This is a genomic window from Massilia niastensis DSM 21313, assembly GCF_000382345.1.
Classification (GTDB): domain Bacteria; phylum Pseudomonadota; class Gammaproteobacteria; order Burkholderiales; family Burkholderiaceae_D; genus Telluria; species Telluria niastensis.
Window position 1 is genome coordinate 67,621 of record NZ_KB908101.1, and the last position, 18,418, is coordinate 86,038.

At 65.8% G+C, this 18,418-nt stretch carries 19 protein-coding genes and 1 pseudogene; 9 read left to right on the plus strand and 11 right to left on the minus strand.

Translation table 11 applies throughout. The annotated features are described in order from the left end of the window. Window position 1: 1 nt before the first annotated feature. The 5 genes from kdpA to waaF form a co-directional block, all read right to left on the minus strand. Window positions 2–1,777, minus strand: a complete 1,776-nt coding sequence (gene kdpA, locus H162_RS0116195; protein WP_020654530.1) for a potassium-transporting ATPase subunit KdpA — start codon at window positions 1,775–1,777, stop codon at window positions 2–4. Continuing rightward, window positions 1,777–1,866, minus strand: a complete 90-nt coding sequence (gene kdpF, locus H162_RS31085) for a K(+)-transporting ATPase subunit F (protein ID WP_020654531.1) — start codon at window positions 1,864–1,866, stop codon at window positions 1,777–1,779. Before kdpF ends, kdpA begins: the two co-directional genes overlap by 1 nt. A 200-nt stretch (window positions 1,867–2,066) precedes the next feature. Continuing rightward, entirely contained in the window at window positions 2,067–2,810 is a 744-nt protein-coding gene (locus tag H162_RS0116205; RefSeq protein WP_020654533.1) for a TorF family putative porin, read from the minus strand. A gap of 524 nt (window positions 2,811–3,334) precedes the next feature. Next, window positions 3,335–4,342 (minus strand): ADP-glyceromanno-heptose 6-epimerase, encoded by a 1,008-nt coding sequence (gene rfaD, locus H162_RS0116210; protein WP_026354715.1) that lies wholly within the window; start codon window positions 4,340–4,342, stop codon window positions 3,335–3,337. Between the two features lie 15 nt (window positions 4,343–4,357). Then, window positions 4,358–5,404 carry a lipopolysaccharide heptosyltransferase II gene (gene waaF, locus H162_RS0116215; protein WP_020654535.1) on the minus strand — a complete coding sequence of 349 codons (1,047 nt, stop codon included), beginning with the start codon at window positions 5,402–5,404 and terminating at the stop codon, window positions 4,358–4,360. Window positions 5,405–5,559: 155 nt separating this feature from the next. Here waaF and H162_RS0116220 point away from each other — a divergent pair, with 155 nt between their 5' ends. From H162_RS0116220 to H162_RS0116230, 3 genes are all read left to right on the plus strand, one after another. Then, window positions 5,560–5,946 carry a DUF2946 domain-containing protein gene (locus H162_RS0116220; protein ID WP_020654536.1) on the plus strand — a complete coding sequence of 129 codons (387 nt, stop codon included), beginning with the start codon at window positions 5,560–5,562 and terminating at the stop codon, window positions 5,944–5,946. A 151-nt stretch (window positions 5,947–6,097) separates the two neighbouring features. Beyond that, window positions 6,098–8,296: a TonB-dependent receptor gene (locus H162_RS0116225; protein WP_020654537.1), complete on the plus strand. Its 2,199-nt coding sequence runs from the start codon at window positions 6,098–6,100 to the stop codon at window positions 8,294–8,296. A gap of 13 nt (window positions 8,297–8,309) precedes the next feature. After that, the gene (locus tag H162_RS0116230; RefSeq protein WP_020654538.1) at window positions 8,310–9,896 is read left to right on the plus strand and encodes a PepSY domain-containing protein; all 1,587 of its coding nucleotides are present in this window, start codon (window positions 8,310–8,312) and stop codon (window positions 9,894–9,896) included. A 5-nt stretch (window positions 9,897–9,901) separates the two neighbouring features. Here H162_RS0116230 and cyoE read toward each other — a convergent pair whose 3' ends face one another. Next, window positions 9,902–10,870 (minus strand): heme o synthase, encoded by a 969-nt coding sequence (gene cyoE, locus H162_RS0116235; protein ID WP_040787587.1) that lies wholly within the window; start codon window positions 10,868–10,870, stop codon window positions 9,902–9,904. Between the two features lie 433 nt (window positions 10,871–11,303). Between cyoE and H162_RS0116240 the strand changes: the two genes are divergently transcribed. The 5 genes from H162_RS0116240 to H162_RS0116260 all read left to right on the plus strand — a co-directional run bounded on the left by H162_RS0116240 (window position 11,304) and on the right by H162_RS0116260 (window position 13,834). Next, window positions 11,304–11,753: an Ohr family peroxiredoxin gene (locus H162_RS0116240; protein WP_020654540.1), complete on the plus strand. Its 450-nt coding sequence runs from the start codon at window positions 11,304–11,306 to the stop codon at window positions 11,751–11,753. A gap of 66 nt (window positions 11,754–11,819) precedes the next feature. Then, window positions 11,820–12,269, plus strand: a complete 450-nt coding sequence (locus H162_RS0116245) for a MarR family winged helix-turn-helix transcriptional regulator (RefSeq protein WP_026354717.1) — start codon at window positions 11,820–11,822, stop codon at window positions 12,267–12,269. A 148-nt stretch (window positions 12,270–12,417) separates the two neighbouring features. Then, window positions 12,418–12,669: a hypothetical protein gene (locus H162_RS0116250; RefSeq protein WP_020654542.1), complete on the plus strand. Its 252-nt coding sequence runs from the start codon at window positions 12,418–12,420 to the stop codon at window positions 12,667–12,669. Window positions 12,670–12,749: 80 nt separating this feature from the next. Then, entirely contained in the window at window positions 12,750–13,277 is a 528-nt protein-coding gene (gene msrA / locus H162_RS0116255) for a peptide-methionine (S)-S-oxide reductase MsrA (RefSeq protein ID WP_020654543.1), read from the plus strand. 86 nt (window positions 13,278–13,363) lie between these two features. Further along, window positions 13,364–13,834, plus strand: coding sequence for a MarR family winged helix-turn-helix transcriptional regulator (locus H162_RS0116260; RefSeq protein WP_020654544.1), 471 nt, complete (start codon window positions 13,364–13,366; stop codon window positions 13,832–13,834). Between the two features lie 6 nt (window positions 13,835–13,840). Here the strand turns inward: H162_RS0116260 and H162_RS0116265 are convergent, their stop codons facing one another. From H162_RS0116265 to H162_RS0116280, 4 genes are all read right to left on the minus strand, one after another. Continuing rightward, window positions 13,841–14,977 (minus strand): extracellular catalytic domain type 1 short-chain-length polyhydroxyalkanoate depolymerase, encoded by a 1,137-nt coding sequence (locus H162_RS0116265; protein ID WP_026354718.1) that lies wholly within the window; start codon window positions 14,975–14,977, stop codon window positions 13,841–13,843. Window positions 14,978–14,989: 12 nt separating this feature from the next. Continuing rightward, window positions 14,990–15,406 carry a ribbon-helix-helix domain-containing protein gene (locus H162_RS0116270; RefSeq protein ID WP_020654546.1) on the minus strand — a complete coding sequence of 139 codons (417 nt, stop codon included), beginning with the start codon at window positions 15,404–15,406 and terminating at the stop codon, window positions 14,990–14,992. Window positions 15,407–15,554: 148 nt separating this feature from the next. Beyond that, window positions 15,555–15,800 (minus strand): hypothetical protein, encoded by a 246-nt coding sequence (locus tag H162_RS0116275; RefSeq protein ID WP_020654547.1) that lies wholly within the window; start codon window positions 15,798–15,800, stop codon window positions 15,555–15,557. A 205-nt stretch (window positions 15,801–16,005) separates the two neighbouring features. Continuing rightward, window positions 16,006–17,187, minus strand: coding sequence for a DesA family fatty acid desaturase (locus H162_RS0116280; RefSeq protein ID WP_020654548.1), 1,182 nt, complete (start codon window positions 17,185–17,187; stop codon window positions 16,006–16,008). Between the two features lie 256 nt (window positions 17,188–17,443). Here H162_RS0116280 and H162_RS0116285 point away from each other — a divergent pair, with 256 nt between their 5' ends. Then, a complete protein-coding gene (locus H162_RS0116285; protein ID WP_156885647.1) occupies window positions 17,444–17,734 on the plus strand; it encodes a hypothetical protein in 291 nt (96 codons plus the stop codon). 448 nt (window positions 17,735–18,182) lie between these two features. On the opposite strand, the pseudogene H162_RS34750 reads toward H162_RS0116285, so the two are convergent. Continuing rightward, window positions 18,183–18,418: pseudogene (locus tag H162_RS34750) on the minus strand (IS3 family transposase); the annotation flags it as partial.

The window sequence follows — 18,418 nt, forward strand, 5'->3', positions numbered from 1 at the left end:
ATTATGCTCCGAACAGCTGGAGATGTTCGACCACCGGCCCAAGGGCCAGGGCCGGTACGTAGTTGAGGACGCCGACCAGCACCACGATCGCCGCCAGCAGGCAGACGAACAGAGGGCCATGGGTCGGCATGGTACCGGCGGTGACGGCCAGGCGCTGGCGTCCGGCCAGCGAACCGGCGATCGCCAGCACCGGCACGATCACGGCGAAGCGCCCGAACCACATCGCCACCGCCAGCAGGGTGTTGTAGAACGGCGTGTTGGCGGAAAGGCCGGCGAAGGCGCTGCCGTTGTTGTTCGCCGCCGAACTCAGCGCGTACAGGATTTCCGAGAAGCCATGCGCGCCCGGATTGGCGATGCCGGCCTTGCCGCTGGCCGCCATGACCGCCAGCGCGGTTCCCAGCAGCACCAGGCAGGGCGTGACCAGGATCGCCACCGCGGTCATCTTCATTTCAAACGCGCCGATCTTCTTGCCCAGGTATTCCGGGGTACGGCCGATCATCAGGCCGGCGATGAACACCGCCAGGATCGCGAACACCAGCATGCCGTACAGGCCCGAGCCGACGCCGCCGAAGATCACTTCGCCGAACTGCATCAGGACCATCGGCACCATGCCGCCCAGCGGCATGAAGGAATCGTGCATGGAATTCACCGCGCCGCAGGAGGCGGCGGTGGTGATGACCGCGAACAGGGACGAGGCACCGATGCCGAAACGGATTTCCTTGCCTTCCATGTTGCCGCCCGGCTGCAGCGTGCTGGCCGCCTGGTCCACGCCCAGCGCCGCGAGCTGCGGATTGGCCTGCTGTTCGGAAACGAAGGCCAGCCCGGCGGCGATCACGAACACCAGGGTCATGGTGGCCAGCACCGCCCAGCCCTGGCGGATATCACCGACCATGCGTCCGAAAGCGAAGCACAGCGCGGCCGGGATCAGGAAGATGGAAACCATCTCGACGAAGTTCGACAGCGCGTTCGGGTTCTCGAACGGATGGGCGGAGTTGGCGTTGAAGTAGCCGCCGCCATTGGTGCCCAGCAGCTTGATCGATTCCTGCGAGGCGACCGGTCCCATCGGAATGGACTGGGTATCGGCGCGCATGTCGACCGGCTGCGCGTCCGGCGTCGCGGGCGGCTGGGTATAGGTGATCGGATCCAGCAGGTGCGCGTCGACGTGGCTCGAGAAGTTCTGCACCACGCCTTGTCCGGCCAGGAAGACGGCCACGACCAGCGACAGCGGCAGCAGCACGTACAGGGTGGAGCGGGTCAGGTCGACCCAGAAGTTGCCGATCGACTTGGCCGAACGCGCGCTGAAGCCGCGAATCAGGGCGAACACCACGGCGATGCCGGTAGCGGCCGAGAAGAAGTTCTGGCAGGCCAGCGCCAGCATCTGGGTCAGGATGCTCATGGTCTGCTCGCCGCTGTAGCCCTGCCAGTTGGTGTTGGAAACGAAGCTGACGGCCGTGTTGAAGGCCGAGTCCGGGCTGACATTGCCCATGTTTTCCGGGTTCAGCGGCAGCCAGGCCTGGACGCGCTGGATCAGGTAGACGGCCAGCGCGCCGATCGCGTTGAACACGAGCAGCGCCAGGGTGTAGGTCTTCCAGTCTTGGTCCTGGGTCGCGGCCGGGCCGGCGCAGCGGTACAGGATGCGTTCCAGCTTGCCGGGCCAGCGCAGGCCGGGAATGGTGCCGCGCTCGCCGACGCGCGCCAGCAGCGCGCCCAGCGGCCAGGCCAGGGCCAGCAGGACCAGCAGGAAAGCCGCAAGCAGCAGCAGGTTATTGGTGCTCATCACAGGTCCTCCGGCTTGAACAATGCCACCAGCAGGTAGCCGAGCAGCGCGACGGCGCAGGCGCCGGCGATCACGTAGGAGAGGGTCATGGCTTGCCTCCGAGGCGTGCGCAGCCTGCGAGCAGCGCCCAGGAGAGAAGGAAGAAGGCGAGCAGCGCGCCGATAAAAATCGCATCCATACACATTCGCTTTCAGCGTTGATGTTGATGAAGGGAAGCGTAGCGGCATCGCCCTAAAGACAGGATAAAAAGGCGGGGATGCCGCGTAAACGCGGTGTAAACGGCGTGGGGTCAGAAGGTGCGGCTGACGCTCAGCTGCAGTGCCTTCCTGCCGAGGAATTTGCCGTTCGCGGGCGAGGCGTAGGCCGTCTTGCCGGCGTTGGTGCCGACCACCGCCAGCGCCACCGAAGCGAGTTCGAACTGGCGGGTGACGCCGACCTTCCAGTCGGTGTAACTCGCAGCGGAATTGTTGTCCACGCGCTGGCGGCCGGCGTGCAGGTTGAGCATGAAGCCCTTGCCGGCGTCGATGTTGGCGCCCAGGTCCAGGTAGCCGCTGTTCCCGCTGTCGACGAAGCCGAACAGGTTGGTCAGGGCGTGCGAGTACTTGATCCAGGCCGGCCCGACTCCCAGCTGGAGGTAGGCTTCGGTGGTGTGGGCGTTGGCGAAGCCGCTCACGCGGCCCATGCCGTTGTCGGGGTAGAAGTAGCGCAGCACGCCGACGTCGTAGCTGAGCGCGCCCGGCAGTTCGCCGCGCTTGCCGCCATACAAATCGATCTCGACCTCGCCCTTGCCGCCGGCGTCCCCGATCCACTTGATGGTCGAGGCCCAGGCGCCGGCGTACCAGCCGGATGCGTGGACATAGTCGACGCCGCCCTGCAGGGCCGGACGCAGGCGGGTCTGGGAGATGCCGCGGTAACGGTAGTCGGAGGTGGCCGCCGCGTTCCAGCCGAGGGTCGATGCGGCTGCGGGGGTGTCGGCGTGGGCGTGGCCGGCCAGGATCAGGCCGGCGAACAGCGCTTGAATCGGTGCTTTCATGATGTCCTGCTTGTGTGTTGTTATCGAAGCCATGCGACGCGCGGGGCGGCGGATGGACACGAGCAGCTTAGCGATTCAGGCGTAAAAAAATCGTATAAAGGTGGCGACGCGGTGTAAAGGCCTTGTATCGATGAGTAAATAAAAAAGGCCGTCCGAAGACGGCCATCGGTACATGCTTAGCGTGCCGGCTGGCTGCACAGGAAGTCCACATTCAGGGTCAGGTCTGTCATTCGGACATGGACGCACAACCCTTGCGAAATCTCAGAACGGTTTTAAGTAGACTAAGACTTTTTTCCACTTTCCGACATGGTCCGTGATGCACAGCTTGCGGTGACGAATGAGAGCCGAGCATTGACGAGTTTGGGATAAACAAACCAGCATTTTGAGATAGAGCAAAGGTGCTCGCTCGGTGTCCGAATGACAGACCTGACCCTGAATGCAGCACTCTTACTTCGCGCTCATCCGTGAAGAACCATAAAAAAGGCCGTCCGAAGACGGCCCATGGGCATGCACGCGGGCTGTACTCAGCGTGCCGGCTGGCTGCGCAGGAAGTCCATGTACTTCGCCACGCCGGTAGCCACGTCGGTGAACTCCTCGCGGTAGCCGACTTCGCGCAAGGCCGAGATGTCGGCCTGGGTGAAGCTCTGGTATTTGCCCTTCAGTTTGTCGGGGAACGGCAGGTATTCGAGCAGGCCCTTGGCCAGGATCTCGTCCAGCGTCATCGTCGGCTTGCCCTCGTTGGCCAGCGCGTTGACGGTGGCGATGGCCAGGTCGTTGAAGGGCTGGGCGCGGCCGGTGCCAAGGTTGAAGATGCCGCGCTTGTCAGGGTTATCCAGGAAGAACAGGTTGACCTTGACCACGTCCTCGATATAGATGAAGTCGCGCATCTGGGTGCCGGCCTCGTAGCCCTCGTTGGCGCCGAACAGCTTGACCTTGCCCTCTTTCAGGAACTGGTGGTACTGGTGGAACGGCACCGAGGCCATCGTGCCCTTGTGCTGTTCCAGCGGACCGTAGACGTTGAAGTAGCGCAGGCCGACCATCTGGCTGCCGGCGTCCTTGCCCCTGGCCTGCCAGTAGCGGCGCAGGTACTGGTCGAACAGGAATTTCGAGTAGCCGTACACGTTCAGCGGCTTCTCCAGCGGACGCTCTTCGCGGAACACGGTGCCGCCGCCATACACGGCCGCCGACGAGGCGTAGATGAAGGGAATGCCTTCGCGCTGGCAGAATTCGAACAGTTCCACGGTGTACTCGTAGTTGTTCTTCATCATGTAGCGGCCGTCGGTCTCCATGGTGTTGGAGCAGGCGCCCTGGTGCAGGACCGCGCTGAACTTGCCGTCGAACTGGCCCGCCTTCAGGCGCGCGATGAAGTCTTCCTTGTCGAGGTAGTCCGCGATCTCGGCGTCGACGATGTTGTGGAACTTCTCCGGTCGCGACATGTTGTCGACGCCGAAGACGCTGAACGGCTGGCGGGCCGACAGCGCATGCACCAGGTTCGCTCCAATGAAGCCTGCTGCGCCTGTTACCAGAATCATGGTGGTCCTCTTCGATTAGGTGTTGCTTGTCCGCCGCGCGTCATGCGCCGCGAGCATGGGTTGCAAGGGCTGCCACACGGCGGCCGGCAGGATCTGCTTCATGCAGTTCTGGTGCCCCAGCGGGCACTCGCGCTGCTGGCAGGGCGAGCATTCGATGTGCAGCCACAGGATCTTCGCCAGCTGCGACAGCGGCGGCGTATGGCGCGGATCGGTCGGGCCATAGATGGCCACCACCGGACGGCGCAGCGCGGCGCCGATGTGCATCAGGCCCGAGTCGTTGGTCACCACCGCGGCGGCGCGCGAGATCAGGGCGATCGCCTCGCTCAGCGAGGTGGAACCGGCCAGGTTGTGCGCCTGCGGCACAAGGGCGGTGATCTCGTCGCACACGGCGCGGTCCTTGGGGGAGCCGAGCAGCAGGATCTGCGCGTCCGGGCGATTGGCGAGGATGGTCTGCGCCAGTTCGGCGAAGTAGGACGACGGCCAGCGCTTGGCGGGGCCGAATTCGGCGCCCGGCGCGAAGGCCACGTAGATTCCCGGCGGCAGGCCCAGGCGGTCGATCGCGGCCTGCGCCTTGTCCTCGCCCACCACCATTTCCGGTTCCGGCAGCCGCTCCGGACGCGCCAGGCGGCGCACCGGGGCATCCGCCATCGCCTCGTAGAACTGGGCCATGGGGCGCGGCGCCTCCTTGTCGTCGTGGTGCATCACGTTGACCAGGCCATAGCGCATCTCGCCCTTGTAGCCGACCCGCTTCGGGATGCCGGCCAGCCAGGGGATCAGCGCGAACTTGAGCGTGTTCGGCAGCACGTAGGAATCGGCATAGCCGCGCGCCTTCAGCATCTTCGCGAAGCGGCGGCGCTCGCCCAGCTGGAGCGCGCCATGCTTGAACGGCGCCTCGATCACCGAGTCCACCTCGCGCATCGCCTGCCATACCGGGGCCACCCAGGTCGGGGCCAGGACATCGATCGGACGGTCGGGATGGTGCTGTTTCAGCTTGCGCAGCAAGGGCTGCGCCATCACGGCGTCGCCGATCCAGTTCGGGGAAATCACAAGCGTGCGCAACATGGTCGTTCTTTGCTGGTCAGGTGGCAATCGGTTCTGCGGAATGTCGCAACCCACGATTATAGCAACCGGTGAACTGGACTGCCTGATGGGAGAAAGCGTGGACAAATTGCCTCACCCATGCGCCGGGGCCCGCTTCCGGCGCTATAATTTTTACCATGAACCGGCTCCGCAGATCCCAGTCGCTGTACGGATGGACCGTCCTCCTGGCGTTCCTGTTCGGCCTGTTCGTCCCGATGGCGTCCCATGCCACGGCGCCGCTCGGCTACACGGCCGAGATCTGCAGCGCCACGGGCACCCGCCACGTCATGATCATGGTCGATCATGCCATGCCGCAAGACAACAAGGCCATGCAGGGCATGGCGCACTGCGACCTGTGCTGTTCCCAGCACCAGCAGCCGCTGGCCCCGCCGGGCCAGCCGGACATTGCCATGCCGCTCGAGCGCGAGCGCGATCCCTACCCGCCCCTGTTCTACCACGCGCCCGCGCCGCAGTTCGCGTGGACGGCCGCGCAGTCGCGCGGGCCGCCGTCGACGATTTCCTGATTCGCCCTTGATACGTTCCAGACGCCTGCCATGCCGCCTCCAGCAGCCAGGCAAGCGCCGGAACACCGCTCGTCACCGTCGGCGGCGCGCTTCCCTTGCGCGCCCGCCGGCACATGCGCGCGCCGCTTCACGCCCGCGCACAGGAATCGTCATGACCAACAAGACAACAAGCGCAGCGGCGCCTCCCGCCTTGCATCCCCGCCCGCTCGCGCTGGCCCTGTCCTGCGCCTTCGCCGCCCTGCCGGTCCACGCCCAGGACCTGCAGGACGGCGCCATGCCGGTGGTCGAGATCACCGGCGCCGCACCGCGCGCCAACGGCCTGCTGAATCTCGACACGGCCTCCGGCACCGGCAGCCGGCTCGGCCTCACCCCGCGCGAGACGCCGGCCAGCGTCACCATCGTCGACCGCGCCGTGATCGAGGCGCGCGGCGCCCAGGATACCCAGGAGGTCCTGCGCGCCATCCCCGGCGTCACCGCCCACAATGCGCCCGGCAATATCGGCGTCAGCTACCGCGGTTTCGGCAGCGGCTCGATCAGCCAGCTGTTCAACGGCATCAACGTGCAGTATTCGATCGCCGCGCGGCCGGTCGACAGCTGGATCTATGAGCGGGTCGAGGCCATCGGCGGGCCGTCGAGCTTCCTGTACGGTTCCGGCGCCGTGGGCGGCTCGATCAACTACGTCACCAAGCTGGCCGGGCCGCGGCCGATGTCGGAAGCGCGGCTGCGCCTGGGCTCGGACGACCTCAAGGAAGCGTCGTTCGGCCTGAACCGGATGCTCGGCGGCGACGGCGCCGGCCGCGGCGATCACTACGCCCGCATCGACCTCAATCACCGCGACACGGGCAGCTGGGTCGACGGCGTCAAGTCGCGCTCGACCCAGCTGGCGGCCTCGCTGCGCTCGGACTTCTCGCCCCGCTTCACCCACACGCTGGCCTACGAGTTCCAGGAAGAGGACGTCGACCGCCCCTACTGGGGCACGCCGCTGCGCAACCCGCTCGCCGGCGAGCTGCGCATCGACCAAGCCACCCGCTTCAAGAACTACAACAGCGCCGACGGCGTCTACGACCAGCGCGTGCACTGGCTGCGCTCGATCGCCGGCTGGCGCGTGAGCGAGGCGCTGCAGTTCACGAACACGCTGTATGCCTATGACGCGCTGCGCGACTACCGCAACGTCGAGACCTACCGCTTCAATCCCGGCAACAGCGCGGTGATCCGCTCCGCCGTCTTCCTCCAGCGCCACGACCAGCGCCTGGTCGGCGACCGCATCGACGGCGTCTACAGGGGCCGGATCGGCGCGCGCCGCAGCGACTGGGCCTTCGGCCTGGACTACAGCGTCAACAAGCAGACCCGCTTCCCCAACAGCCTGGCCGTCACGGTGAGCACGGTGGATCCCTACGACTTCGTCACCGAGCGCTTCTTCGACATCCCCGGCATGGGCCCGGGCTTCCGGCCCGACCGCGACAACCGGGTGAGCACCACCGCGCTCTACCTGGAAAACCGGACCGCCCTGCTGCCGGCGCTCAAGCTGGTGACGGCGCTGCGCCACGAACGGATCGAGCTCGAACTGACCAACCGGCGCGAGCTCACGGCCGCCAGCCCGGCCAGCTTCGAGCGCCGCTACAGCCCGACCACGGGACGGGTCGGCCTGGTGTGGGATATCTCGCCCGGCGCCAGCGCCTACCTGCAGTATGCGACGGCGGCCGATCCGCCTTCGGGCATCCTCACCACCGCCTCGTTCGCGGACGTGCGCAACAACAGCGAGCTGACCACCGGCCGCCAGGCCGAGATCGGCGCCAAGCTCGACTTCTGGCAGGGCAAGGGCAGCGCGACCCTGGCCGCCTACAGCATCACGCGCAGGAACATCGCGTCCCAGGACCCGAACAACAGCGCGCTGACCCAGCTGGTCGGCGAACAGTCGGCCAGGGGGGTGGAGCTGTCGGTCGGGCTGCAGCCGACGCGCCAGCTCTCGCTGCAGGGCAACCTGACCCATGTCGATGCCGAGTACGAGGACTTCCGCCAGGGCGGCGTTTCCCTGGCCGGCAAGACGCCGGCGAATACGCCGTCGACGGTCGCCAACGTCTGGGTCTCCTATGCGTTCACGCCGGCCCTGCAGGCGAATATCGGCGTGCGCCGGGTCGGCAAGGTCTACGCGGACGCCGCCAACACCCTGACCTGGCCGGACTACACCTTCGTCGACCTCGGCCTGAGCTACCAGTTCAACCGCCATGTGGCCGTGGTCGGGCGCATCCGCAACCTCACCGACCGCGTGTATGCGGCCAACCTGAGCGCCACGATGGCTTACCTGGGCGCGCCGCGCACGGCGGACGTCGCGCTGCGCATCACCTTCTAGCGAGAGGCCGACCATGAATGGCAAGACAAAACGCCTGTTCCTGCTGTTCCACCGCTGGCTCGGCGTCGGCGCCTGCGTGCTGTTCGCCATGTGGTTCGTCTCGGGCATCGTGATGATGTACGTCGGCTATCCCAAGCTGACCGACGCCGAACGGCTGCAGCACCTGCCGCCCTTGAGCGCCTCGCAGCCGCTGCTGGCGCCGGAACAGGCCTTGCGGACGGCGGGCCTCGCCGGGCCCCTGAAGGAACTGCGGCTGGCCGCCGCCAGCGGCGGCGATCCGGTCTACCTGGCGACGCCGGAGGGCGCCGGCAAGGCGAACGGGCACAAGCCGGCGCCGCCGGGCAGCGGCGTCATCGTCATCGACGCCCGGACCGGGGCCCGCCTCGATGCGGTGGACGAGGCCCGCGTCATGGCGAGCGCCGCCGCCTGGGCCGGCCCGGGGACGGGCCTGCGCTACCTCGGGACCATCGATGAGGACGCGTTCACGCACTCGCGCGGACTCGACGCGCACCGGCCGCTGCACCGCGTGCAGGTGCTCGATGCCGGCGCCACCCTGCTCTACCTGTCCGGGCGCAGCGGCGAAGTGGTGCGCGACGCGCCGCGCAGCGAACGGCTGTGGAACTACGTCGGCGCCTGGATCCACTGGCTGTACCCCTTGCGCGGCAATGCCTTCGACCGCTACTGGACCGACATCGTCAACTGGCTGTCGATCGGCGGCATCGCCGCGGCGCTGACCGGCACCGTGGTCGGCATCCTGCGCTGGCGCTTCACCCGGCCCTACAAGAGCGGCGCGCGCACGCCCTATCCGGGCCGGATGATGCGCTGGCATCACATCAGCGGCCTGCTGTTCGCGCTGGTGACCATCACCTGGATCTTCAGCGGGCTGATGTCGATGAACCCCTGGCGCGTGTTCGATACCGGCGCGGCGCCGCTGCGCATGGAAGCGCTGCAGGGCGGCCCGCTGCTGCCGTCCCCGCAGGACGCGGCGCCGGATGCGCTGCTGCGCGCCGCCGGCAGCGGCGTGCGCGAACTGCGCTGGACGCGCGCGCTGGGCCGCACCATCGTGCTGGCCCAGCCGGCGAACGGCCGCCCGGGGCTGCTCGATTCGCACGGCGCCGGACCGACCGCGCTCGACGAGGCCGCGCTGCGCAACGCCGCGGCGCGCCTGCTGCCGGCTCCCGTTGCGCGCGTGGAACGCCTGGCGGCGTATGACCTCTACTACTACACGCGCGACGCGCACACCATGACCGGCGGCAGCGACAGGCCGCTGCCGATCCTGCGCGTGGTGTTCGGCGACGCGCACGCCACCTGGGTGCACCTCGATCCGCATACCGGCGCGGTCCTGAACCGCAGCGACAGCGGACGGCGCTGGAGCCGCTGGCTGTTCGCGATGCTGCACAGCTGGGACTGGCTGCCGCTGCTCGAGCGCAGGCCCTTGTGGGACCTGGTCATGATCGTGCTGAGCGTCGGCGGCGCCCTGCTCAGCGTGACCGGCGTGGTGATCGGATGGCGGCGGCTGGGGCGCAAGCTGCGCAGCGCGCGCAAGGCGGCGCCGGAGATGGCGGCGCCCGAGGCGCAGCCGAGCGTGTCGTCCGGCTAGCCAGGTTACTGGGCGGCCAGCACCCAGTAATGGTCGGCCAGCAGCGCCGCGAACAGCAGGGCCAGGTAGAGAACCGACCACTTGAAGGCCTTGCGCGCGACCAGGTCGCTGTAATGGCGGTGGACCAGCCAGGCATGGCGCAGGAACACCGCATCGAGCACGATCGCGGCCACGAGGTACAGCAGGCCGCTCATGCCGACGACCCACGGCAGCGCGGTGCCGGCGGCCAGCGCAATGCTGTAGAGCCACACCTGCCGGCCGGTATGGGCCATCCCGTGGGTGACCGGCAGCATCGGCAGGCCCGAGCGCGCGTAGTCCTCGCGCCGGTACATCGCCAGCGCCCAGAAGTGCGGCGGCGTCCACAGGAAGATGATCAGCACCAGCAGCCAGGCTTCCATCGGCACGGCGCCGTCGACGGCCGCCCAGCCCAGGGCCGGGGGCATGGCGCCGGCCAGGCCCCCGATCACGATGTTCTGCGGGGTGTTCGGCTTGAGCAGGATGGTGTAGATGAAGGCATAGCCGACGAAGGTGGCCAGGGTCAGCCACATCGTCAGCGGATTGACCTGGTAGTACAGGGCCGCCATCCCGGCGGCGCCCATCGCCGTGGAGAACACGATGGTCTGGGTGCGCGTCAGTTCGCCGCGCGCGGTGGCGCGCCGCGCGGTGCGCGCCATCCGGGCATCGACTTCCGCCTCGATCAGGCAGTTGACGGCGAAGGCGGCGCCGGCCAGCAGCCAGATCCCGGCCGCGCTCCAGGCCAGCAGCGCCCAGCCGGGGAAACTGTCGCTCGCGAGCAGGCTGCCGATGACGGCGCAGAAGACCGTCAGGAGGGTGACGCGCGGCTTGGTCAGCGTCCAGTATTGCGAGAAGCGGCCCGGGGCGGCCGCATGGCGGCTGGCGGACGCCGCTTCCGGAGCGCGCGGCCCATCGTCCGTGGTCGGCAAATCTGCCAATGTGATGTCAAGGTTCGACATGGTGGTCCGTATGAATGTGTGCGCCGCCTGATGAAAGTCCCCGGCCGGCGGCGCAGATGGTCCGGGACACGCCCGCAGTCCGGGCACGGTGGCGTTGCCGTCCCGGCGGTGGGACGGCACGCAGTGGCTCGCCAGGCTGGCGCCCCGAGCTTCGCGAGGAATTCGTTTCGTCATCGGCTACCCGGCGGCGTCGCGCGGACGCGTTACCGGATAAAACGCGCCAATGCTAATGGAAATCAAGATCCGTACATCAGGACAAATTGTCCCAGTTGACGCACGCACAAGGGGAATGGAAGACCATACAACACAAATATCGGTACCGATTTTTTTGCATCCGATGCTTGACACCGCCTGCATGCCCTCCTAGAATGCGATTCATCGATACCGATTGAATCGCTACCGATAAAAATCCACCCAAGCCCAGGAGTCCACCATGACCACCATCGACACAGTCCTGCTCACCGGCGCCACCCAGACCACCCTCAACCGCCGCGACGCCACCCGTGGCCACGAAGGCCGCCTCGACATCGTGCTGTCCTCGCCGGGCGCGCAACAGCCGGCCCACGTGATCGAAGCCACCCTGCCCCACCCGGCGGCGGAACAGCTGTTCGCCGGCGCCTGGTCGGCCTGCTACATCACCGCCCTCGGCCTGGTGGCTGCGGAAAAGAAGGTCGCGCTGCCGGACGACCTGGCGGTCGGCATCGAAGTCGACCTGGGCATGACCGGCGCCGCCTACCTGCTGCAGGCGCGCCTGAACGTCAGCATGCCGGGCGTGGCGCAGGACGTGGCCGAAGCGATCGCGCACGCCGCCGACGACATCTGCCCGTACTCGAAAGCCACCCGCGGCAACATCGACGTGGCCATCAAGGTCGTCACCGCGTAATGCCATGCGGCCGGCGCGCGCTGCGCCGGCCATCCGTTCCCCAGCCGACAGCAAGGCCACGACATCATGACCAAAGGACGCATACCAGCAGGCGAGCGATTGGACGACTTCCTGTGCTTCGCGATCTATTCGGCCAATCTCAGCTTCGGCCGGGCGTTCAAGCCGAAGCTGTCGCAACTGGGCCTGACCTATCCGCAGTACATCGCCATCGTCGCGCTCTACGAGGAAGACGACGTGAGCGTGTGCCGGCTCGGGGAAAAACTGTTCCTGGAATCGAATACGCTGACGCCGGTGCTGAAGAAGCTGGAGGCGATGGGTCATGTCGTGCGCGAGCGCGACCGCCTCGACGAACGCCAGGTGCGCATCAGGCTGACGGAGCAGGGACGGCGCCTGCGGGTACGCGCCTATGGCCTCGGCATGTCGCCGGCTTCCGGGATGAGGCGCGCGCAGGTAGCGGCCACCCATGCCTGCGTGGTCGCGCTACGCGGCACGCTGGTCGGGCTCAAGGAAAAATAGCCGCGACTGCGGCGTTTTTCCGAATGCATTATAATCGCACACGATACGATCTCCATCGATTTACTAGTGCACTTTGCATCTCGATGATTTATCCTTTGCCCTGCGAAGTCCCTGACTTCCGGCATGCTTGCTAACGAAAGGCCACGCCATGACTGCCATTTCCTCCGCCTACCACCCGATCAGCTGCGCGTTCCACGATCACCTGGAAGACCATGCGACGACGCGCAAGCCGGTCCGTATCCGCGCCTATGACGAGGAGCGCGCGGTACGGGAACACAGCGCGGTCATCACCGATGTGTTCGCCCGAAATGGCGCCGAGTACCTGACGCTGGACACGGGCGCGACCCTGCGCCTCGACCGGCTGATCGAGGTCGCGGGCGCACGGCTGGCCGATTTCTGAAGCAGAAGCGATACCGACGCGCCCGGACAAGGATGCGGAGTATCCTGAACAACGCAGTCCACTCAATGAAAGGATTCACCATGACGACCCACACCGAAACCGCACTCCTTGCCGGCGGTTGTTTCTGGGGCATGCAGGACCTGCTGCGGCGCTACCCCGGCGTCCTGTCGACGCGGGTGGGCTACTCGGGCGGCGATGTGGCCAACGCCACCTATCGCAACCACGGCACCCATGCGGAAGCGATCGAGATCGTCTTCGATCCGGCGAAGATCAGCTATCGCCGGATCCTCGAGTTCTTCTTCCAGATCCACGATCCGACGACGAAGAACCGCCAGGGCAACGACATGGGCATGAGCTACCGTTCGGCGATCTTCTACCTGAGCGACGAGCAGAAACTGGTGGCCGAGAATACCGTGGCCGACGTCAATGCTTCCGGCCTGTGGCCGGGCAAGGTCGTGACCGAGATCGTTCCCGCGGGCCCGTTCTGGGAAGCCGAGCCGGAACACCAGGATTACCTGGAGCGTTATCCGAACGGCTACACCTGCCACTTCGTCCGCCCGAGCTGGACTTTGCCCGCGCGCACCAGCGCCGACGCGCCGCAGTCCTGATCGAATCGCAGTGCTGGCCGGGGGGCGATGCGCCGAAGACATCGGGCAGCATGGCCCCTCGCGGATCGACATCCAAGGAGTCACAGATGAACCGCAGTGCCCCCGGCGTCCCCGCCGCCCAGGACGTCAAGAAGCTTTCCGATTTCCTGTGCTTTGCCGTGTATTCGGCAAACCTGGCTTTCGGCAAAGCCTACAAGCCCATCCTCGACGAGCTCGGTCTTTCGTACACCCAGTACATCATCCTTGTCGCACTCTCGGAAGAAGACAACCAGACGGTGAGCGGGCTGGGCGAGAAGCTGTTTCTCGAATCGAATACGCTGACCCCGATCCTCAAGAAGATGGAGGCATCGGGCTATCTGTCGCGCCAGCGCGACCCGGCCAATGAGCGGCAGGTGCGCATCGCCCTGACCGAGGCCGGCCGCCGCCTGCGCGAGCGGTCCCTGACCTCGAGTCTGTCCATCGACACGGGCCTGTCGGGAGAGGAGTTTTCCCGGATCCAGGGTTCCGTGGCAGGCTTGCGCGACAACCTGCTGAAGGCGGTGAAGAAACGGGACTAGGCTGCCTCAGCGCTGCTGTCCCAGAAAGAAGCGCAGCATCTCACCGGAAGCGCAGGGCCCCATCGCATCCGTATGCGAACCGGCCGCGTTGCCGCCCGTCCAGGTATGACCGGCGCCGTGCAGCAGCCAGTGCTCGGCGACCGGCCTGCCCTTCCCATCGGTCCAGGTGGTCGTGGTGCACTGCCGGCCGCAGGCCTCGTGGCGGCGCTGCTGCTTGCGGATTCCGCCTTTCGCATGGGCGTCGACGAACTGCTGCAACACCGATTCGCCATTGGCGGAATGGACCACGTGATCGCTATCGCCGTGGAAGACGATGATGGGCGAGCCTTCGCGCAAGGCCGAGGCCTTGCCGGGGCGTTTCATCGCCTTCAGGCCTGAAATCAGGTCCTTCGCACTACCCGCCGGCAGTCCCGAGTGGACCCCGACCGCCGCATACAGGTCCGGATACTCGGCGCCCAGGATGGCCGCCATCGCGCCGCCTGCCGACATGCCCGCGACGAACACCCGCTTCGGATCTGCGCCATGGCTTGCGATGATGTCGCGCGTCATGCCGGCGATGATCGCGGGTTCGCCCTGGTCGCGTCCCTGGTGGGCCGCCTCGAACCAGTTCCAGCAGCTGTTCTGGTTGGCGCTGCGCGGCTGTTCCGGATACAGCACCAGGCAGCCGTGCTGCTCGGCCAGGCGGTTCATGGTGGTGCCGGTGGCGAAATCGTCGGGATTCTGCGTGCAGCCGTGCAGCATGACCACCAGCGGCTGCCCCTGCTTCACTTCCTTCGGCACATACAGCTTGTAGCGCCGGCTGCCCGCCTCGCAGGCATACGTGCCGCTGATAAACCGGCCGCCTGCCGGGTCATCGACATCGTTCGCCGGTTCGGCCGGCACGCCCGGTTCGGTATCGGCCAGGCCACGCATGCGCCCGAACTTGCCTTTGAAAAGGCGGGCCCGATCGGTCCACGTCGGCGCCGGGTTCAGGTCGACAAAGGCCGCGCGCTCTTCCTCGGCGACCGCAGCACCCTGACCCGGCAGCAAGCCGGATTCCTTCAGTGCTTTCTGGATGACGGCAGTCGCTCCCGCCGTATCATGCGACCGCACCATGCGGGCCGATTCGACCATCTGTTCGATAAAACGTTCAAGAGTTTTCATGTGATTCCTATATCAGGTGTGGATGCGGTCCGCCAGGGCTTCCCGGGTGGCTGGAGCTGCAATGAAGGCTCCGAGCACCTGGACCGAGGCGATTGCCGCTTGTGCAAGGGCGGGCGTGACGTCGTCGTCGATCGCTGCCAGTCCGAGCACGTGGATGTCGAGCTGCTGGCCGGCTGCCACGACCTGTTCCAGTTCGTGGCGCGAATAACGGTGCAAGCCCATGACATAACGTTTGCGCAGGACGGTCTGGCGAATCGCCTCCCCGTGTACCTGGAGCTGGTTGCGTATGGCCGTCCGTACGAAGTCGGTGCGATTCGAATAAAAGCCTTCCGCTACCAGTAGATCCACCTGAGCAAGATCGACAAGTCCGACATTCACGGTCACCTTGTCGCTGTCAGGTAACTTTTGCTGCACGTTGGCCAACTTCATGTTGCGTCTCCTGTGTTGTACTCCCCATATACTCTAGTTGGAGTATAAAACGGCGATTACAAGAGTGCGACCAGTTTTTCTTTCAATGCGTTCTTCAGGGATTGCCCATGTTGCAAACTGGTCACCCACAAGCGACCAGGCCTTGCTGTCAGGTCATGGCGTTGTCGACCGCATGCGGCCACGGCAAGGGGTGCTGTTCCACCCATGCCCTTGCTCTAGAAAAAGCCTCGTCCTGGGCATGGCGGATATCGCCGAAACCCACGCAGGTAAAGGCGAATTCATGGCGGATCGCGCCGGACGCTGCGTCAACGATGAAGGTGCGGTAGACCTGATGCGGAGCATCGAGCACCAGTCCGACGTCGATCCAGTGTCCGCGATATTGTTGGTATGGCATCCTGTCCTTTCCTGGGTTGCGCCAGCAACGTCAGGCGGCAGGGAAAGCCCTGCGACTCGCACAGGTACCAGGCGTTGCGGCTGGATGCTCGCCGGTAGAGGCAAGTCATCAGTGCTTTCATGATACTTGCCGGCGCCAAACCCGACGTCAGCCAGCGTCCGACATCTGTGTAGGAGAACACGCGTTGTGCTTGCCAGCATGGAGATCAGGCATAAGCACGCAATTCGCCCGCAAAACGGCGCAACTGCGCACATTCGGCCCGCGAGGCGCGGGTGCACCACTCGGCCAGCATGCGGAACAGCCCGTCTTCGGTCTCGAGCGAGCGCTGCCACACCTGCGTCAATTGCACCCGCAGGGCCTGGATGTCGCGCAGCCGCCCGTTCGCGGCCAGCACGCTGCCGAGCATGGCGGTTTCGTCGGCGCTCAGGTAGCCGGGATCGCGCCGCAGCAGCCGCAGCGCGGCCCTGCGGTTCAGGACCCCCGCCAGCGACATGCTGCGGATTTCCTGGCGCAGCACGGGCGCCAGCCGCGCCGACAGCGTGGCCATCACGTGCGCCCGGTTGCCGAGGACGGCATGCAGCGTGCGCTCATCCACGTCCTGGCAGGACGGACGCGTGCGCGGCGCGAGCGGGACGGGACGCACCTGCGCCAGTCCCAGCAGCGCCAGGGTGCGGATGTACAGCCAGCCCAGGTCGAACTCATACCATTTCACCGACATTTTCGCCGAGCAAGGGTAGGCGTGATGGTTGTTGTGCAGCTCTTCCCCGCCGATCAGCAGGCCGAGCGGGACGATATTCACGGCGGCTTCGCGGCAATCGAAGTTGCGGTACCCGATCGCATGCCCTACCCCGTTGACCACGCCGGCCGCCAGGACGGGAATCCACAGCATCTGGATCCCCCACACCGCCAGGCCGAGGATGCCGAACAGGGCGACGTCGGCGACCAGCAGCAGCCCCACGCCCTGCCAGGTCCAGCGGCTGTACAGGTGGCGTTCGATCCAGTCGTCGGGACAGCCCTTGCCGTAGCGCGCCACCACCTCCCGGTCGCGGCTGGCGGTGCGATACAGTTCGGCTCCCCTGAGCAGTACCGCGCGCAGGCCGACGATCCGGGGACTGTGGGGGTCGCCCACCTGCTCGCAGCAGGCATGGTGCTTGCGGTGGACCGCCACCCATTCGCGCGTCACCATGCCGGTGGTGAGCCAGAGCCAGAAGCGGAACAGGTGGCCGATGAGCGGATGCAGCGTCAGCGCGTGGTGGGCCTGGTGGCGGTGCAGGTAGACCGTCACCGCCACAATGGTCAGGTGGGTCGACAGCAGGGTGTAGCCGATGACGGCGTAGAGTGGCGCATCGGCGGCGCCTGTCGCAAGAAACCGAAGTACTTGATCCATCGCATGCTCCTCAGGTCCGACCGGGCGCGCATGCGGCCAACGGCGGAGGACCTCCAGGCATGGCGCGCTGTGGCGCCATTCACTCGCAGCGGCGGGGAACCGCCATCCACGATACACCCTTGCCGCGGCCGGCGCGCACGCTTGCGGTAGCGGGCGCGCCGTACAGCTTTCTGCGTGTCAACGCGGCGACGCCGCGCGCAGATAGGGTGCACTATGAAGCCCGCCCCCAGGGTTCATCCACCATCCAAAGCTCATCATGAAATGGCCAACCGCCGGATTCCACGTGTATGTCAGAGATGCAGATGGCACCGTCCTGCCCTGGACCGACACGCAAACGTCCGATCCGGGCGTGGCCGAGAACGCGATCGTCGATCTCCAGGGCCGCACTTACCTGCTCGACAGTCCCTGCGTGCTGGTCGCGGCCTACGGCGACAGTGTCTATTTCACCCATGAATTCGACACCAGCAGGAATGCCACGGACGAGATCCAGAAACTCCTGGTGCGGCTCGGCCGTATCGACTGGCTGACCTTTCCCTCGGTGCACTAGGCGCTTGCGCCGGGACCGTTCATGAGGAGCCGGGTTAAGGGGATGCTGCACGGTGTCCCGGTCGTCGGACCGCCGTCGATGAAACGACCCGGTCGATGACGGGCTCCGGAATATTCATTTCACGAAGAAATTTTGCCGCATAGGCCGCGCCATACGTACGCTGGAGCACGACGGCGACATCGACCATGGCTTGCCGATGAGAATCGCGCCGTCTGTCGGATTGCATGCCACTCATGCGCGACTCCATGGAAGCCAGGACAAGTCCAGACTACAGTGGCATATGCTGAGCGTATATTCAATTTAAACTATCAACCATTAACTGATAATAGTTGCTCATGCCAAATCACAGCAATAGAGAAGGACCGTTCCAATAGAACTCTCCGGATATGTTTTTTGTTTGGAATGGCGTACCGAAGTCGGCGTTTGTCAACGTAGTTGTCGCGTCACCTCAAGCTACTTGCTGTAGTGCTTCTGGCCGAATCCGTTCCGGATTCAACCAGACCTGGTCTTCCAGCTTCCAATTCCTCGTGCCGCGCGACCAGCGCCCCGGATTGCTGTTTCTGGCGTCTCGATAGACCTTCTCGCGGCACGCCAGAATCGCCGCATCCTGACCAGTGTGGCGCTGCGCCGGCGTCACGAATTTCAGGCTGCTGTGCTTGTGTTCCTGGTTGTACCAGCGTACGA

What these genes read in the sequence shown, in the direction of transcription:
- kdpA (WP_020654530.1), bottom strand. Translation starts at nt 1,777, where the DNA reads ATGAGCACCAATAACCTGCTGCTGCTTGCGGCTTTCCTGCTGGTCCTG.
- kdpF (WP_020654531.1), bottom strand. Translation starts at nt 1,866, where the DNA reads ATGACCCTCTCCTACGTGATCGCCGGCGCCTGCGCCGTCGCGCTGCTC.
- H162_RS0116205 (WP_020654533.1), bottom strand. Translation starts at nt 2,810, where the DNA reads ATGAAAGCACCGATTCAAGCGCTGTTCGCCGGCCTGATCCTGGCCGGC.
- rfaD (WP_026354715.1), bottom strand. Translation starts at nt 4,342, where the DNA reads ATGATTCTGGTAACAGGCGCAGCAGGCTTCATTGGAGCGAACCTGGTG.
- waaF (WP_020654535.1), bottom strand. Translation starts at nt 5,404, where the DNA reads ATGTTGCGCACGCTTGTGATTTCCCCGAACTGGATCGGCGACGCCGTG.
- H162_RS0116220 (WP_020654536.1), top strand. Translation starts at nt 5,560, where the DNA reads ATGAACCGGCTCCGCAGATCCCAGTCGCTGTACGGATGGACCGTCCTC.
- H162_RS0116225 (WP_020654537.1), top strand. Translation starts at nt 6,098, where the DNA reads ATGACCAACAAGACAACAAGCGCAGCGGCGCCTCCCGCCTTGCATCCC.
- H162_RS0116230 (WP_020654538.1), top strand. Translation starts at nt 8,310, where the DNA reads ATGAATGGCAAGACAAAACGCCTGTTCCTGCTGTTCCACCGCTGGCTC.
- cyoE (WP_040787587.1), bottom strand. Translation starts at nt 10,870, where the DNA reads ATGTCGAACCTTGACATCACATTGGCAGATTTGCCGACCACGGACGAT.
- H162_RS0116240 (WP_020654540.1), top strand. Translation starts at nt 11,304, where the DNA reads ATGACCACCATCGACACAGTCCTGCTCACCGGCGCCACCCAGACCACC.
- H162_RS0116245 (WP_026354717.1), top strand. Translation starts at nt 11,820, where the DNA reads ATGACCAAAGGACGCATACCAGCAGGCGAGCGATTGGACGACTTCCTG.
- H162_RS0116250 (WP_020654542.1), top strand. Translation starts at nt 12,418, where the DNA reads ATGACTGCCATTTCCTCCGCCTACCACCCGATCAGCTGCGCGTTCCAC.
- msrA (WP_020654543.1), top strand. Translation starts at nt 12,750, where the DNA reads ATGACGACCCACACCGAAACCGCACTCCTTGCCGGCGGTTGTTTCTGG.
- H162_RS0116260 (WP_020654544.1), top strand. Translation starts at nt 13,364, where the DNA reads ATGAACCGCAGTGCCCCCGGCGTCCCCGCCGCCCAGGACGTCAAGAAG.
- H162_RS0116265 (WP_026354718.1), bottom strand. Translation starts at nt 14,977, where the DNA reads ATGAAAACTCTTGAACGTTTTATCGAACAGATGGTCGAATCGGCCCGC.
- H162_RS0116270 (WP_020654546.1), bottom strand. Translation starts at nt 15,406, where the DNA reads ATGAAGTTGGCCAACGTGCAGCAAAAGTTACCTGACAGCGACAAGGTG.
- H162_RS0116275 (WP_020654547.1), bottom strand. Translation starts at nt 15,800, where the DNA reads ATGCCATACCAACAATATCGCGGACACTGGATCGACGTCGGACTGGTG.
- H162_RS0116280 (WP_020654548.1), bottom strand. Translation starts at nt 17,187, where the DNA reads ATGGATCAAGTACTTCGGTTTCTTGCGACAGGCGCCGCCGATGCGCCA.
- H162_RS0116285 (WP_156885647.1), top strand. Translation starts at nt 17,444, where the DNA reads ATGAAATGGCCAACCGCCGGATTCCACGTGTATGTCAGAGATGCAGAT.